Raw genomic sequence first — 15276 nt, forward strand, 5'->3', positions numbered from 1 at the left:
ATAAGCTGTCCCTACCCCCATCCATCTAATTAGTGCTTATGCTTCTGTGCCCGACACAAAAGGCAGTTTGGTAACGGTAGCTGGCAGTTGCTTGCCACGCACCAACACAAAAACCTGACTACCGGGCTGGCTGTAGGCAGTCTGCACGTAGCCTAGCCCTACCCCTTTGCTAAGCGAGGGTGACTGAGTGCCCGACGTTACCTCCCCGATTTTCTCGCCCGCCTCGTTCACCAGCTCGTAGTGGCTGCGCGGAATGCCGGGGCCGTCCATCACAAAGCCTACCAGCTTGCGCGTCACGCCTTCGGTTTTCTGCTGTTTCAGGGCATCGGCGTTGGTGAAGTCTTTGGTGAACTTGGTAATCCACCCCAAGCCGGCTTCCAGAGGCGAAGTTTCGTCGGTGATGTCGTTGCCGTAAAGGCAGTAGCCCATTTCCAGGCGCAGCGTGTCGCGGGCGCCCAGGCCGATGGGCTTGATGCCGTACTCCTGCCCAGCTTCCATCACCGCTTCCCACACGTGTTGAGCGTACTCGTTAGGCACATACAGCTCGAATCCGCCCGCACCCGTGTAGCCCGTAGCCGAGAGAATAACACCGGGCGCACCAGCCAATGTGCCCTGCACAAAGGAGTAGTAAGGAATGCTGGCCAGGTCGGTGTCGGTGAGAGACTGGAGCGCCGCAGCAGCCTTAGGGCCTTGCACGGCAAACAGGCTCCACTGCTCCGACTGGTTTTCCAGCTCCGCCCCCTCGGTGTTGCGCGCCGAAATCCAGGCCCAGTCCTTGTCAATGTTGCCCGCGTTTACCACCAGCAGGTAGTCTTCGTCGGCCAGTTTATACACCAGCAAATCGTCTACAATGCCACCTTCTTCGTTGGGCAGGCACGAGTACTGGGCTTTGCCGTCCTGGAGCTTGCTGGCGTCGTTGGTGGTGACGCGCTGGATGAGGTCGAGAGCCTGCGGGCCACGCACCCGGAATTCGCCCATGTGCGACACGTCGAAAATGCCTACGCCCCGGCGCACGGTCCGGTGTTCTTCGAGGTCGGAAGAGTAGCGCACGGGCATGTTGAAGCCCGCAAAGGGCACCATTTTGGCACCCAACTGCTGGTGCACATCGTTCAGGGCAACGGTCTTGAGAGCTTCGCTCATGGAGAAAACAAGAAGAAGGGTAGAAAGACAAACCTTGGCCAGCCAGGGCCAGACGCGGGCAAAAGTAGCCAATTCCGGCCGGTGGGCCGCACCTGTTCGTATCCTGCTATCTTTGAAGTTCACCCGCTGGCAGCGCGCCGCCAAAGAAATTGCGGCCCGGTTTTTTAGCTACCCCAGCGGTCCGATTGTTCGTGGTATTCATGAAGCTGAAACTTTCCACTAAGCTCTTCGCTGGTTTTATTGTGGTGATGCTGCTGTTTGCGGTGGTCGTGGCCGTCAATTATCAGCTCTCGCGCAATGTGCTGCGCAACTCACAGCGCGTCGAGAAATCGCAGCGCATCACAGCCGAGGCCACCTTGCTGCTGCGCAGCATTGTGGATATGGAATCGGGCTTCCGGGGCTACCTGCTGATCGGCAACGAGAGAATGTTGGAGTCTTACTACAAAGGCGAGCGAGATTTGCTGGGGCGCTTCCTGCGCCTGCGGAGTCAACTGGAAACTGGCTCTCCCCAGCAAGGACGTATTGAGCGGGCGCAGCACTTGTACCAGCAGTGGGCCGACTACTCGCACATGCTGGTAAGCGAGAAGCGCGAGGCACATCGCCGCAACGCCGACCAGCTGCTGTTACTTGAAATGCCCCACGGCAACTTGATGACGAACCTGACAGGCAAACAGCTGGTCGATCAGATTAGGGTGCTCTTCGAAAAATTCGATCAGCAGGAGTTTGACAGCCGCGCCAAGCAACGCGTGAAGCTCGCGGAAAGCATCCAGCAAGCCCGCATCTTATCCATCGCCATTTCGGTGCTAGCGGGTGTGCTGAGCTTGCTGTGGGCCTCTTATATTGTACGGCAGATTTCGGGGCGCATTGGCAGCATGGTCCAGCTAGCCCGCCGTATTGCCAGCGGCGACTACAGCACCGGTCTGCGCGACACCCAGCGCGATGAGCTAAGCGAGCTGGCGCAGTCGCTGAACCGTATGGCCCGCACCATCGATACTAACATCACACAGCTGGCCCGCCGCAACGAGGAGCTCGACCAGTTTGCTTACGTGGTATCGCACGATTTGAAAGCGCCTCTGCGCGGCATTGAAAGCGCCTCGCGCTGGATTGAGGAAGACATGGCCGAAGAGCTTCCTCCCCACATTCAAGAGTTTTTGGCGCTGATGCGTACCCGCGTGCACCGCATGGAGCACCTCATTACGGGCATCTTGGATCTAGCGCGCATTGGCCGGGTGCAGCAGCCCGAGGAGTGGGTAGATGTGCGGGAACTGCTCAACGAAATCGTGGATTCGCTGGCCCCACCGACCGGTTTTCAGGTGGAGCTTCCCACTTTCCTACCTACTTTCGTTACTAGCCGCGTGCCGCTTCAGCAGGTATTCACCAACCTGATCAGCAACGCCCTGAAGTACCACGACCATCCGGCCACTGGTCATGTCCGCATCAGCATACAGGAAAATCGCAAGCAATATATTTTTGCCATTGCCGACGATGGCCCCGGTATTGCGCCAGAGTACCACGAGCGGATTTTCGTCATTTTTCAGACCCTCACCGAGCGCGATACCCTAGAAAGCACCGGCGTGGGGCTGGCTATTGTGAAAAAGATTGTGGAGCGCCACGGTGGCACCATTCGGGTAGAATCGGCAGAGGGGGCAGGCGCTACCTTTATTTTCAGCTGGGCCAAGCAAACGCTCACCGGCGACCTGCCGGCGCTATCCACCAACTTAGTTAATCCAAACGCCTGACCTACCGTATTAAGCATAGTCACCCACCGGCTCTATTGCTCAGTACTTTGTTTCTTATGTCTGCCGATCCTACCCCCAGTATCCTGTTGGTTGAAGATGACCAACTTGATATTATGAATGTCCAGCGCGAATTGCGCAAACACAATGTAGCCGTGCCGCTGCACATTGCCCGCAACGGCCGCGAGGCACTCAATATGTTGCGCGGTGAGAGCGGCGAATCTCGCATCGAAAAGCCCAGCGTCGTTATTCTAGACATCAACATGCCCCGCATGAACGGGCTGGAGATGCTGCAAGAACTCCGCTCCGACCCCGAGTTTGTAGGTCTCAACGTATTTATCACTACTACCTCCGACCTGGAAACTGACCGCCTGAAGGCCCAGAATTTGGCCGTAAGTGGCTACATTATCAAGCCCCTTAGCTTCGATAAGTTCGGCGAAGGCGCCACTACTATCGACGGTTTCAGTTTGTTCCTCGATTTGCTGCGCCTGAAAGATCAGTAGGCGGTTAGTTTGTGGTTATCATTTAAATACGCTTGTCATCCTGAGTGCAGCGAAGGACCTTATCACGTCAGAACGAGTCGTTGTTACGCCAGTCATTCTGACGTGATAAGGTCCTTCGTTGCACTCAGGATGACAAGCGTATTTCACGAATAACTAATTAAAGCAATCGAAAGCCGAGCCGGTGATGCTCGCAAGGACCGTGCGTCCGAATGGCCTCCCGGTGCTTGGGGGTAGGGTAACCCGCGTTCTGCTCCCATCCATAATACGGATATGCCTCCGCCAGCGCCCGCATGCGCTCATCCCGAAACGTTTTGGCCAGTACCGATGCCGCGGCAATGTTCCGGTACAGGGCGTCGCCGCCAATGATGCAGGCGTGTTCTAGGCCAGGGTAGGGCCGGAAACGGTTGCCATCGACCAACAAAAAATCGGGCGTGATGGGCAGCTGCTGCACGGCGCGGTGCATGGCTAAGTAACTGGCCTGCGCAATATTTATTTCACCTATTTCAGCAGGCGAGGCTTCGGCCACGGCCCAGGCAATGGCCTCACGGCAGATGTCGGCGCGTACCTGCTCGCGGCGGCGGGCAGTCATTTGCTTGGAATCGTTGAGGTAGGGCGCGTGAAAATCGGGTGGCAATATGACGGCGGCGGCAAAGACTGGCCCGGCCAGACAGCCCCGACCGGCTTCATCGAGGCCAGCCTCGTGTAGGTGCGTGGTGTAGGAAGAGAGCAACATAATGGGTGCAAACGTACGCAACACCCCCACATAAAACGGCCCGGCTGGCAGCTTCTGTGCTACCAGCCGGGCCGTTTATCAGCCTATTGAACGAGGCCTCGTTTATTTATGGTCACCGGCATTGCTGCCAATCACATCGGAGTCGTCCTGACCGCGAACAAAACCCTGACTATCGCGCGGCGCAATAGAAGCGTCCACGTTATCTTGCTCGTCTTCGGTCATGTATTCGTTGGTGGTCGGGCCGAGGCCGCCGTTTTTCTTAGCTAGTTCGGCTTCCGCTTGCGCGTGGTGCAGGTTGAACAGTGGGTCGCCTTCTTTCGGCAGGTCTGTTTTAGCTTGGTTATTCTTTTTAGGGTCGTTAGCCATAGAGCGAAAAGGGGCAGCCGGGGTGTGAACGACTGCCTGCTCTTATCTGATACGGCAGCTATGCGCCGGAGGTTAGCGGTTACCGTATACGAAAAAAGGCCATTGCGTACCGCAATGGCCTTTCCGAACGTTGTTCGGGGTTAAAATCATCCACCCTATTCCTTTCGCCGAACAACGCACACAGGCAGAACCTTCCTTTCCACTATCCTGACCTGTGTTATTTAATTTTATTAAGACAAAGCTACCAAATAGCGGTGAATAATGCTACTTAAACTGGACTGCTGACCTACTTCTGTCGACCAATGAATACTTCTGGCCGACCAGCAGTTGCTACCGGAGTAAGCGGGTAATCGTATTTTTGCCTAGTCCTTCCTTCATTTCTCTTCCTATGACCTCTATTCCGGCCGCTGATTTTGATGAAACCCGCAACCCCTGGCAAGTGCTAAGCACCGCCATGCAGTACCAGAACCCCTGGATCAGGGTGCGCGAGGACCAGGTGCTGAACCCGGCCGGCAACCCAGGCATCTACGGGGTAGTATCGATGAAAAACAAAGCTTTGGGCATTGTGCCTATTGATGCGCAGGGCTACACGTGGCTGGTAGGGCAGTACCGCTACACGCTGAACGAGTACAGCTGGGAAATCCCGATGGGCGGTGGCCCTGTGGAGCTGGATATTCTGGAATCGGCGCAGCGGGAGCTGCGCGAGGAAACGGGCTTCACGGCGCGCCGCTGGACCAACATTGCCCGCCTGCACACCTCCAACTCCGTAACCGATGAGGAAGGCTTCGTTTTTCTGGCCGAGGACCTGGTGCCCGGTGAGGTAGAGCCCGAAGAAACCGAAGAGCTGCGCCTGTGGCACCTACCCTTAGCAGAAGCTGTTGAGATGGTAATGCAAAACCGCATTACCGATGCCATTAGCGTGGCCGGTTTGCTGAAGGCCGAGCGCGTGCTGGCCAGCCGGCAGCAGCCGGGGTAGGCTCTTCGGCTTCACCGTTGCTTTAGAAATCTCTGCGTATGCTTGCGGTGCCTTTCTTGGGTACTGTGTTTGTTTCGCCTTCCAGTTTGCTTGTATATGCGTCAGCTACTGCGTTTTATTGGTCAACGAATCTATACTACTTGGTGCACGTTCTGGTTTGTATCGCCATTTTTCTATACCTACCCTCTGCAATGGGTACTGGCGCGTAAGCCTAGCCGGCACCCCTGGCTACACAAAGTCAACCGGTTCTGGTCATCGTCGGCAATTTTCATGTGGGGTATGCCGGTAAGCATTGTGCGCAAAAACCAGCCGCCCGCTGGTCAGCCTTGCGTGTACGTGGCCAACCACAGTTCCTACATTGATATTCCGTTGCTGTTCAGCACCCTTCCGGGCTTCCTGAACATTATTGGCAAAGACACCCTGGCGAAAACACCGCTTTGGGGACCGATTTTCGGCAGCGCCTACATCACCGTGAATCGCAACAGTGCCGTAAGCCGGGGCCGCTCCATGGTGCTGGCCAAGCAGAGCCTGACGGCGGGGCGCTCGGTGGTGATTTTTCCGGAAGGCACTATTTCCGAGAAACCCGGCGAGCAGATGGTGCCTTTTAAAGACGGCGCTTTCCAGTTGGCTATTGCCGCCGGCGTGCCGCTGGTGCCCGTATCGATGCCGCTGAACCACCGCTTCATGCCTGATATAAGTGGCCTGCGCATTCGCTACACGCCCTTGCGTATCGTACTGCATGAGCCCATCCCGACGCACAATCTCACGATGGCCGACGTGCCCGCCCTGAAACAACGTGCGCACGATCTCATCGCCAGCGAGTTTCAGCCCGAAGCGGCCGGGGTGCCACCGGCCTTTACTTGGCGCCCTACCCAAGCCGTGGAGCAGAAGACCGAGCAACACAGCAACGACCGGGCAGAACTAAGTCTGCCGAATTCGTAATTTTGAAGGTGGGCAGTCAACTCCGTTGGCTGCCCACCTTTTCCCTACCCTAACGCCCCTTTGCTTTGAGCACTGATATCAACACCCTGCGCCAGTTGGCCCACCTCTCTCGCCTCGAGTTCGACGCCACTAAAGAGCAAGAAATGCTGGGCGCCCTCAACGAGATTCTGGATTGGGTGGATCAGCTCCGCCAACTCGATACCAGCAACGTGGCCCCGCTGGTGCACTTATCGCAGGAAATCAATGTATTGCGCCCCGATGAAGCGCATAATACCGTAAGCCACCAGGAGGGTCTACGCAACGCCCCACGCAAGGATTCCGACTATTTCCGCGTACCCAAAGTTCTGGATTAACTCGCGTTATTTTTAGCTGTCAAGTGGCAGTTATCTGTTGTTAGTGAATCACTTAGAACACTAACAACGGATAACCTACCACTTGACAACTAGTTAGCTTTTGAATAATTAGTTAGTGCCGACTTCTGCTCCTTCTATCTCGCCGCATCGTTGGAGCCCCTGGCTGCTAGGTCCGGCGCTGCTTGCTGTGCTGGCCGTAGGGCTGGCCCTTTTTCATTACTTCACGGGGGCGCAGTACACGCTGCCACTCCAGCCGGTTACGCAGTTCAAGCCCCTACCCCTCACCCTCGACACAGTGCGGGTAGGGCTGGCGGGCCTTCCTGTGCGGGCCAACGCCTACTTGCTCACTCAAACCCATGATGTGGCGGGCCCCTTCGTGCGGCCGGTGGCGGCTATAGCTTTTCTGGCCGTGCTGGCGGGTAGTCTCATCTATTTCCTCGCTACCATCACGGCGTTCGGCCGACCAGCTTTTGTGGTAGCAATGGCCTCGGTGTTTTTTCTGCTGATGTCGCTGAGCCCCGATTTGCTGGGGGTGTTCGATGCGCAACGGCAGTATTTTCTGGTGCTGGCCTTGGTAGCATTGGGGCTGCCTGCGTATGCTTTCCACGCCTTTTGGCCGACTGTACCACGCTGGCAACGGCTAGGAGCCTTTGCGGTGCTGGTGGTTGGTCTGAGCGCGCTGCTGTTTGTGCGCAGTTCCTACTCTACTGACATCACGGCGTTGCAATTGGCTACCTACGCTACCCGCAGTGGCGCCGTAGCTGTAGCCTTGGTGGTGCTCTGGCTGGGCTTCGAGAACGTGCATGGCTTGCTGTGGGTAGGGACGATGAGCGAGCAGCCGCGTCTTCGCCTCGGGCGCCTGCCGCTGTTGGCGCTCAGCATTCTGTACCTCACGCTGCTCTTCCTGTACTACTGGCGCAACGGTGTGGTGCAGCTAACTGATACTCTTCGCTTAGATCCGCTGCTGTTTCTATTGCCCGCCGCGTTGGTGGGCTGGTTGGGGCTACGCCGTCGTGCTCCTACCTATAACGAGTGGCTACCCTACGCCACGGGTATGGCCCCTATCTACCTCACGCTGTTGGCCATTGCGGCCGCCACGCTGGGCTACGCGCTGGCTACCCTAAACGACCCATTGCTGGAAGCTGCCCGGCAGTTCACGGCGCTGGCTTTTCTGGGATGCGGTGGGGGCTTCCTGTTATATCTAATCTTCAACTTTGGACCGCTCATCAAGCAGCGGCTTCCGGTGTATCGGGTGGTGTACCAGCCGCGCCGCCTGCCGTTCTACGTGGTCTATATCATGGGCGTAGGCCTGCTGCTGATTACCGGCTTGCGCACGCATTTCTTTGTACTGGATCAGGTAGAAGCAGGCTTTTACAACAATTTAGGTGATGTGACCCGCCTCCAGAGCGAGCAGCAGCCCGAAGTAACACCCATTGCTTTATTGGCCGAACGCTACTACGCCGAAAGCGACGTGCTGGACCGCTTCAATCACAAAGCCAGTTGGGGACGGGCGGCACTGTACCGCTTCCGGTTTCAGCGCCAGAACGAAATCAACGCATTGCGCCGCGCCCTGAGCCGGGCACCCTCACCACGGCTGTCGTTGCGACTAGCAGCGCTCTACAACGAGCCGGCCGACTTCTTCGACCGCCAACAGGCCTTGCGCGATGGGTTGCAGGCAACGCCCAGCAATGCGTTCCTGGCCAGCGACATGGCGCAGCTCTACTCCCGTTCTACCCTTACTGACTCGGTGGATTACTATCTGCGTCGAGCCGAAGAAGATGCGCCCACCAATGAGGCCGTACGCACCAACCGCCTCGCTTTCCTGATTCAGCAAGACCTGACCGCCGCCCAGCAATGGGCTACCGACCATGCCGCCAGCGGCGAGCAACCCGCCTTGCAGAGCAATGAGTTGCTGCTGGCTCGGATAACCGGGCAGCCCGCGCCGGCGGTACCTCAGTTGAAGGCAGGTGAAGGTCTGTCGCTACCAACTTTCGCTCGGCTCTACCACCTAGCGCTGGCCCGCGACACCAGTTTGCTCCCTACCCTGCGGCAGCTGCGCCAAGAGCCCATCGACAGCGCCTACCACGAGCAGCTAAGCTTTCTGCTGGCGCTTACCCAGCACTACGGCGGCCGACTTGCGGCGGCTCAGGCTACCCTGCAACCGCTCACGCTCGGCACCAATGCCAGCGCCGCCTACTACCAAAACCTGATGGGCACTTGGTTGCTACAGCAGCAACTATACGCCCGCGCCGAGCACCTGTTCACGACGGCGCAGGTGAATGGCTATCCCGATGCGCGGGTAGGACGCGCCTATGCTTTCACGCTGAATGGAGAACCCGACTGGGGCCGCACGTCCCTACCCGCACCAGACAGCCTCGATTATGCTGGCCGCCTGCTACGCCAAGTACTCACGCTCTCCTACCCCGCCGACTACGCTACTGCGCCCGATTCTATAAAGGCCCAGTTCTTGGTGGTGCAAGGCAATACACTACCGCCTGCGCAGTGGCTGCCAGCAGCCGCTGCCCTACCCGCCCCCGTACGCACAGAGGCCTTGCTGGCTCAGTTGCCCCGCGCCATCGACGCCGGACAGTTGGCAGCAGCCCGGCAGGTGGTGGAACAATTCGCCCTACCTCCCGCCACCAAAACCCGCACTGCTTCGCGTTGGAATGTGGTGCGCGGCGCGTTGTATTTGGCTGAGCTACGCTGGACCGATTTGCAAAAGCTGGTGGCTACTGGCTATTTCACGGCAGCCGATCAGCCTAACTACCTAACCTACCAAGCGCTGCTGGCAGCACATACGCAACCGGCCACTGCCGGCAAGCAATTTGCGGCCTTGCTGCGAGAAGCACCATTCGAGCCGGAAGCCGTACTGGCCGCTGCCGACTTCTACACCAACCAGAAGAAGTATCAGCAGGCCTACGATGCGTTGGTGCGCGGCCTGGAATATGCCCCCAACTCGCCCCAGCTACTACGAGCCTATGTGTTGGCGACTATTCCCGTAGGGCTGACCACTTACGCTACTGATCCGCTCAACCAGCTACGTGCGTTGCTTTCCCCCCCCGAATACGCTACCTTTCTTGCGCAGTACGAAGCTCGTCGTTCGGCTATAATTGCCGCCACGGAATCCTGGAACTAACCTACTTGGTCATGCAGCAGCCCATCATTGAAACCACCAACATATCCAAAGTATACCGCATGGGCATGGAGGAGATTCATGCGCTGCAATCCGTGTCCATTAGCATCAACCGGGGTGAGTACGTGGCGTTTATGGGGCCGTCGGGTTCCGGAAAGTCTACCCTGATGAATATTGTGGGCTGCTTGGATACGCCTTCTGGCGGAAAATACGTGCTAAATAATCACGATGTCAGCCATATGTCGGACAACCAGTTGGCTGACGTGCGCAACCGTGAAATCGGGTTTGTATTCCAGTCATTCAACTTGCTACCCCGCGCTACTGCCCTCGATAATGTGGCCTTACCCCTTATTTACGCCGGCTACGGTAAGAGCGAGCGGCAAGAGCGTGCCCGTGAGGCCCTGCGCAGCGTGGGTCTGGCCGAACGCGCCCTGCACCGCCCCAACGAACTGAGTGGCGGCCAGCGCCAGCGCGTAGCCATCGCCCGCGCCCTCGTCAACGACCCCAGCATCATTCTGGCCGACGAACCCACTGGCGCCCTCGACTCCAAAACCAGTCACGAGATTATGGACTTGTTCGAGGCGCTGTACGCGAAAGGCAACACCATCATCATGGTCACGCACGAGGAAGATATTGCCAACTACGCCCACCGCGTAGTACGCCTGCGCGACGGCCTAATTGAGTCTGATATCATCAACGAGCACGTGACAACGCACGTACTGAATGGGTAAATGAGTGCGTGGTTGACTGACGAGAACACCCAATTTCTCAACCACGCATCCATTCATCCACCCATCCATACCCCATGAAAATCTACACCAAAACCGGCGACCAAGGCCTGACTTCTCTCATTGGTGGCACGCGCGTGCCGAAGTCCAGCCTCCGCATTGATTGCTACGGGACGGTGGATGAGCTAAACGCCTACCTTGGCCTGCTGCGCGACCAAGACGTGAACGGCAGCCGCCGCGGCTTGCTGAAAGAAATTCAAGACCGGTTGTTCACCATGGGTGCTTCGCTGGCTTCGGATCCCGAGAAATCGAAGATGAAGATTCCAGATTTACACGCCGAAGACGTGGCGCTGCTGGAGCAGGAAATGGACCGTATGAATGCCGGCTTGCCCGAGTTGCGCGAGTTCATCCTCCCCGGCGGGCATCCATCAGTTTCGGTGTCGCACGTAGCGCGCTGCGTCTGCCGCCGCGCCGAGCGTCTGGTCATTCACCTGCGCGAAGAGTCTTTTGTGGCTGATTTAGTCATTGTCTACCTGAACCGTCTGTCTGACTACCTGTTTGTACTGGGCCGTCAGATGGCCCACGACCTCGGCGCGGAGGAAGTGACCTGGAAACCCCGCCTCTAACGTCGCTTAAGCTGCCACCCAACTTTACTCTTTTTGGTTTTTTTATGTCTCTTACCCTCGACATTCCCACCCAACGCACAACAGCCTCTACCCTTCCGCAAGTAGACCTGAGCCGTCTTGAATTCGGCCAGACTTTTTCTGACCATATGCTGGTGGTGGACTACCGCGACGGGAGCTGGCATCAGCCGCGCATCGTACCCTACGGCCCTATTGAAGTAAGCCCTGCCAACTCGGCGCTGCACTATGGCCAAGCCATTTTTGAGGGTATGAAAGCCTACAAGAATACCGAAGGCAACATCACCCTATTTCGGCCACTCGATAACCTGCGCCGCCTCAACCTGTCGGCTGAGCGTATGTGCATGCCAGCCGTACCCGAGGAGATATTCATGCAGGGGCTCCTTCAGTTGATTCGTCTGGATGGGGAGTGGGTACCTAGCGCCCCTGGCACCTCACTCTATATTCGCCCCTTCATGTTTGCCACCGATGGCATGTTGGGCGTTCGGCCTTCCAGCACCTATCGGTTCATCATTATCACCTGCCCAGTAGCTTCCTTTTTCAACAAGCCGCTACGCGTGCGGTTCGAGGAAAAGTACGTGCGCTCTGCCGAAGGGGGCGCGGGCTTCGCCAAAAACGCCGGCAACTATGGCGCGGCCATGTACCCTACTAAGCTGGCCCAGCAGGATGGCTATAACCAGCTCCTGTGGACAGATGCTTCCGAGCACCGCTTCATTGAAGAATCTGGCACCATGAACGTGATGTTTGTGGTGGATGGTCGTTTGATTACGCCCGCGGTCAGCTCGTCTATTCTGGACGGTATCACCCGCAAAAGCGTACTCCAACTAGCCCGCGACTGGGGAATGACCGTAGAGGAACGTAAAGTATCTTCCGTGGAGATTCTAGAGGCGCAGGCCAATGGCTCGCTGCAGGAAGCATTCGGGGTAGGCACGGCCGTTACTATCGCACCTATAGCCGTAATAGGCTACCGCGGCCAGGACTACGAGCTGCCGGACCTCACAGACGACTCGTTTGCGCGTCGGGTTAGCGCTGCTCTCACCGATATCCGGGTAGGCACTGCTCCCGATGAGCATGGCTGGATGGTGAGCGTATAAGCAGATCAGCTACAGCAAGCTCGGCTTCGCAACGGGTACCAAAGTCATCCTCTGACTTTATCTACTCGTTACGAAGCCGAGCTTTGCATTTAGTGGCTCTCACGCCTCCTACCCCCTACACTCGGTAATCCTACCGACCTTTGTTTATTCATCATTTAATATCCCCCGTAATGACGCAAGATCAGGTGAAGGAATTGAAGGGCCGTGCTGAGGCCCTGAGGAGGTATCTTTGACTACGATGCCCGCAAAGCGCAAATAGAAGAAACGGAGCAGCGCACCCTCGCCCCCGATTTCTGGGACGATTCTAAACAGGCAGAACTCACGCTCAAGGAAATCAAAAGCCAGAAATTCTGGACTGATGATTACGAAACCGTAGAGCAGCATATTGCCGATGTAGAGGTGCTCTTTGATTTCTACCGCGAAGGCGAAGCCACCGAGGCCGAGCTGCAACAAGAATTCGCAGTAGCCCAAAAAGCCGTAGAAGATCTGGAGTTCAAGCGCATGCTGTCTGAGGAGGAAGACCAGCTCTCAGCCATCGTAGAAATCAACCCCGGTGCCGGCGGCACCGAAAGCCAGGACTGGGCCGAGATGCTGATGCGCATGTACATCATGTGGGGCGAGAAGCACAATTTCACGGTGAAGCAGCTCAGCTATCAGCCCGGCGAAGGCGCTGGCATTAAATCGGCTTCCCTGGAAATCACCGGCGATTTTGCCTATGGCTACTTAAAAGGCGAAAGTGGCGTGCACCGCCTCGTACGCATCTCCCCCTTCGACAGCAGCGGCCGCCGCCACACGTCCTTTGCGTCCATCTACGCCTACCCCGTAGTTGACGATACCATCGACATTCAGATCAATCCTGGTGACATCACTTGGGACACGTTCCGGGCCGGTGGCGCCGGTGGGCAGAACGTAAACAAGGTAGAAACTGCTGTACGCCTCACGCACGCCCCGTCTGGCATCATCATCGCCGTGCAGATTGAGCGCAGCCAGCTCATGAACAAGGAGCATGCCCTACGCATGCTCAAATCCCGCCTTTACCAACAGGAATTAGACAAGCGCAATGAGGAGCGCGCCAAGATCGAAGCAGGCAAAAAACGCATTGATTTTGGCTCTCAAATCCGCAACTACGTGCTCCACCCCTACAAGCTCATCAAAGACCTCCGCACTGGCGTAGAGCGCACTGACGTACAAGCTGTATTGGATGGGGACTTAGACGAGTATATCAAGGCGTATCTGATGCAGGGGTAAGGCAGATTGTTTCGTACTGGTAAACAACATCACCATTCTCAGCTAATAACGAAAAAGGGCCGTCCATTGGGCGGCCCTTTTAGTATGGTGCAGTAAACTAGTTTAGTCTACAACGTCCCAGAAGATTTTGGTAAACTGGTCAACTCCTGCTGGCACATTAGCCGAATTAGTGCTTAACTCATATTGTGGATAGAGTAAACGAGTTGGAAGCTTATCAGTCCGTGGCGAAGCTGATTGTACAGAAGCAGGAAACTTAGGGTATCCCGTCCGGCGGTAATCATTCCAAGCTTCAATTCCAGTCACTGCATTCTCTGCCAAGTATTTCTGGTAGATAATCTTCTCCAATTTCGTATTTCCTGCAACATCCCAGTTTACTAATGGATTAGTAGGATTAGCAGCCAAATAAGCATTGTAATCGGTTACTGCATTGGCTGAGACATCACTGGTTGTGTTGCGACGGCTAGGTGCTGGCGTGTAATAATATACAAACGAAGCACGGATACCATTATTGAAATCGGACTTTGCAGCAGCATCACCACCTGGTAAATATGGATTACTACGTGACTTGGCCTCTGCCTGTAAAAAGTACGTTTCGGCAGCGAGCATCAGCGGTACAGGAGCATCGAAGCCTTTGTATATACCGCCATACGTTCTATAGCGTGACAAACCTGTACCACCTGGAATTGGGTCAGCTTCACCTAATACGACACCTTTATATTTGCCCACATAGGGGCTAGTGGTGTTTGTCACTGTTAGGTATAGCTGTGACAACCGAGGATCTTTGTTGTTCTGATATTGTGCCAGAATGTAATCTGTACCAGCTACCCAGTTGTAATAGGTAGCAGTACCACCTGTAGGGGTAGCCCGGTACATATTCCAAATAGGATTTTGTTTGCCAGCAGTTTGTAGATACCCTGGTTGTACTACTACATCAGTATTTATAAAGCCATCAACAGAGCTCTGTAATTTCGCCATCTCTGTACGGATATAGCTATCCAACGAAGTTACGGACGATTGACGGATGAGAATACGCAGCTTTAGATTATTGGCAAATTTGCGCCAATTCGCCAAGTTTCCTCCAAACACAATATCTTCTGTGCCTACTGCACGCGCACCAACTGGTTCTGATGCAAGTGTGGCAATAGCCTCATCCAGCTTAACGATAAAGTCTTTGTAAATATCCTCAGCTTTGTCGTAGGTAGGTGTGATATTTCCGGATGCTCCCTGTAATGATTGTGTATAAGGAATATCACCATATTCATCTACTAGCAGTTGGTAGTTGAATACTTTCATGATTTTGGCAATAGCCGAATGATACGGCTGCCCTTGTGCCTCACCTGAAGTCACAATGTCATCATAGTCCTTAAGGTTATTGTAAGTATCGTACCACAATCCTTGCTGATACGTAGTGCTATAGACATAAGTACGCTCGGCATTGAAACCGTTCACCGTACCTGTCTTCGCCCAAAAACCAGCTACCCAGTTTCCGTAGTTTGAGTTCAGTGTTAATCCGTACGTGTCACCAGTCACTTTGAGAGCTTGAGCCAAGATCAAGTATGGCTGAACAGCATCGGTCGTGATACTATTAGGATTATCGTTGACATCAAGAAAGGTTTCACAACCTGCTGTAGAGGACAGCATGGCTGCAGCAACCAAAAATTTTGCTATATTCTTCATTTGTGC

General features: G+C 55.7%; 14 protein-coding genes. 10 read left to right on the forward strand and 4 right to left on the reverse strand.

Annotated features, from left to right (window positions below; all coding sequences use genetic code 11):
* Positions 1-36: 36 nt before the first annotated feature.
* On the reverse strand, positions 37-1140 hold the full coding sequence (gene gcvT, locus F1C16_RS12830; protein ID WP_185281039.1) for a glycine cleavage system aminomethyltransferase GcvT: 1104 nt from the start codon (positions 1138-1140) through the stop codon (positions 37-39).
* 200 nt (positions 1141-1340) lie between these two features.
* Between gcvT and F1C16_RS12835 the strand changes: the two genes are divergently transcribed.
* Positions 1341-2879: an ATP-binding protein gene (locus tag F1C16_RS12835; RefSeq protein ID WP_246601686.1), complete on the forward strand. Its 1539-nt coding sequence runs from the start codon at positions 1341-1343 to the stop codon at positions 2877-2879.
* Positions 2880-2935: 56 nt separating this feature from the next.
* Positions 2936-3379, forward strand: coding sequence for a response regulator (locus F1C16_RS12840; RefSeq protein WP_185281040.1), 444 nt, complete (start codon positions 2936-2938; stop codon positions 3377-3379).
* Between the two features lie 157 nt (positions 3380-3536).
* On the opposite strand, the gene F1C16_RS12845 is transcribed toward F1C16_RS12840, so the two are convergent.
* Together F1C16_RS12845 and F1C16_RS12850 are read right to left on the reverse strand one after the other, a co-directional pair.
* Positions 3537-4112 (reverse strand): ribonuclease HII, encoded by a 576-nt coding sequence (locus F1C16_RS12845; protein ID WP_185281041.1) that lies wholly within the window; start codon positions 4110-4112, stop codon positions 3537-3539.
* Between the two features lie 102 nt (positions 4113-4214).
* On the reverse strand, positions 4215-4478 hold the full coding sequence (locus F1C16_RS12850; protein ID WP_185281042.1) for a hypothetical protein: 264 nt from the start codon (positions 4476-4478) through the stop codon (positions 4215-4217).
* 388 nt (positions 4479-4866) lie between these two features.
* On the opposite strand from F1C16_RS12850, the gene F1C16_RS12855 reads away from it, so the two are divergent.
* From F1C16_RS12855 to prfB, 8 genes are all read left to right on the forward strand, one after another.
* A complete protein-coding gene (locus F1C16_RS12855) occupies positions 4867-5454 on the forward strand; it encodes an NUDIX hydrolase (RefSeq protein ID WP_185281043.1) in 588 nt (195 codons plus the stop codon).
* A 279-nt stretch (positions 5455-5733) separates the two neighbouring features.
* A complete protein-coding gene (locus F1C16_RS12860) occupies positions 5734-6396 on the forward strand; it encodes a 1-acyl-sn-glycerol-3-phosphate acyltransferase (protein WP_185281044.1) in 663 nt (220 codons plus the stop codon).
* Positions 6397-6461: 65 nt separating this feature from the next.
* A complete protein-coding gene (gene gatC / locus F1C16_RS12865) occupies positions 6462-6749 on the forward strand; it encodes an Asp-tRNA(Asn)/Glu-tRNA(Gln) amidotransferase subunit GatC (protein WP_185281045.1) in 288 nt (95 codons plus the stop codon).
* A 115-nt stretch (positions 6750-6864) separates the two neighbouring features.
* Positions 6865-9885 carry a hypothetical protein gene (locus F1C16_RS12870; RefSeq protein WP_185281046.1) on the forward strand — a complete coding sequence of 1007 codons (3021 nt, stop codon included), beginning with the start codon at positions 6865-6867 and terminating at the stop codon, positions 9883-9885.
* 11 nt (positions 9886-9896) lie between these two features.
* Positions 9897-10613, forward strand: a complete 717-nt coding sequence (locus tag F1C16_RS12875; protein WP_243900441.1) for an ABC transporter ATP-binding protein — start codon at positions 9897-9899, stop codon at positions 10611-10613.
* 74 nt (positions 10614-10687) lie between these two features.
* Complete coding sequence (locus F1C16_RS12880; protein WP_185281047.1) at positions 10688-11236, forward strand: cob(I)yrinic acid a,c-diamide adenosyltransferase; 549 nt, start codon at positions 10688-10690, stop codon at positions 11234-11236.
* Between the two features lie 44 nt (positions 11237-11280).
* Entirely contained in the window at positions 11281-12345 is a 1065-nt protein-coding gene (locus F1C16_RS12885; RefSeq protein ID WP_185281048.1) for a branched-chain amino acid aminotransferase, read from the forward strand.
* A 170-nt stretch (positions 12346-12515) separates the two neighbouring features.
* A protein-coding gene (gene prfB / locus F1C16_RS12890) for a peptide chain release factor 2 (protein WP_185281049.1) occupies positions 12516-13593 on the forward strand; the annotation gives its coding sequence in 2 pieces (ribosomal slippage) (positions 12516-12566 and positions 12568-13593; 1077 coding nt in all).
* 102 nt (positions 13594-13695) lie between these two features.
* Here the strand turns inward: prfB and F1C16_RS12895 are convergent.
* Positions 13696-15270, reverse strand: a complete 1575-nt coding sequence (locus F1C16_RS12895) for a SusD/RagB family nutrient-binding outer membrane lipoprotein (protein ID WP_185281050.1) — start codon at positions 15268-15270, stop codon at positions 13696-13698.
* Between the last annotated feature and the right edge of the window lie 6 nt (positions 15271-15276).

Origin of the sequence: Hymenobacter sp. NBH84 (genome assembly GCF_014217645.1) — a bacterium.
Lineage (GTDB): Bacteria > Bacteroidota > Bacteroidia > Cytophagales > Hymenobacteraceae > Hymenobacter > Hymenobacter profundi.

What these genes read in the sequence shown, in the direction of transcription:
- F1C16_RS12835 (WP_246601686.1), top strand. Translation starts at nt 1,341, where the DNA reads ATGAAGCTGAAACTTTCCACTAAGCTCTTCGCTGGTTTTATTGTGGTG.
- F1C16_RS12880 (WP_185281047.1), top strand. Translation starts at nt 10,688, where the DNA reads ATGAAAATCTACACCAAAACCGGCGACCAAGGCCTGACTTCTCTCATT.
- F1C16_RS12850 (WP_185281042.1), bottom strand. Translation starts at nt 4,478, where the DNA reads ATGGCTAACGACCCTAAAAAGAATAACCAAGCTAAAACAGACCTGCCG.
- F1C16_RS12885 (WP_185281048.1), top strand. Translation starts at nt 11,281, where the DNA reads ATGTCTCTTACCCTCGACATTCCCACCCAACGCACAACAGCCTCTACC.
- F1C16_RS12845 (WP_185281041.1), bottom strand. Translation starts at nt 4,112, where the DNA reads ATGTTGCTCTCTTCCTACACCACGCACCTACACGAGGCTGGCCTCGAT.
- gcvT (WP_185281039.1), bottom strand. Translation starts at nt 1,140, where the DNA reads ATGAGCGAAGCTCTCAAGACCGTTGCCCTGAACGATGTGCACCAGCAG.
- F1C16_RS12895 (WP_185281050.1), bottom strand. Translation starts at nt 15,270, where the DNA reads ATGAAGAATATAGCAAAATTTTTGGTTGCTGCAGCCATGCTGTCCTCT.
- F1C16_RS12860 (WP_185281044.1), top strand. Translation starts at nt 5,734, where the DNA reads ATGCCGGTAAGCATTGTGCGCAAAAACCAGCCGCCCGCTGGTCAGCCT.
- F1C16_RS12840 (WP_185281040.1), top strand. Translation starts at nt 2,936, where the DNA reads ATGTCTGCCGATCCTACCCCCAGTATCCTGTTGGTTGAAGATGACCAA.
- F1C16_RS12855 (WP_185281043.1), top strand. Translation starts at nt 4,867, where the DNA reads ATGACCTCTATTCCGGCCGCTGATTTTGATGAAACCCGCAACCCCTGG.
- F1C16_RS12875 (WP_243900441.1), top strand. Translation starts at nt 9,897, where the DNA reads ATGCAGCAGCCCATCATTGAAACCACCAACATATCCAAAGTATACCGC.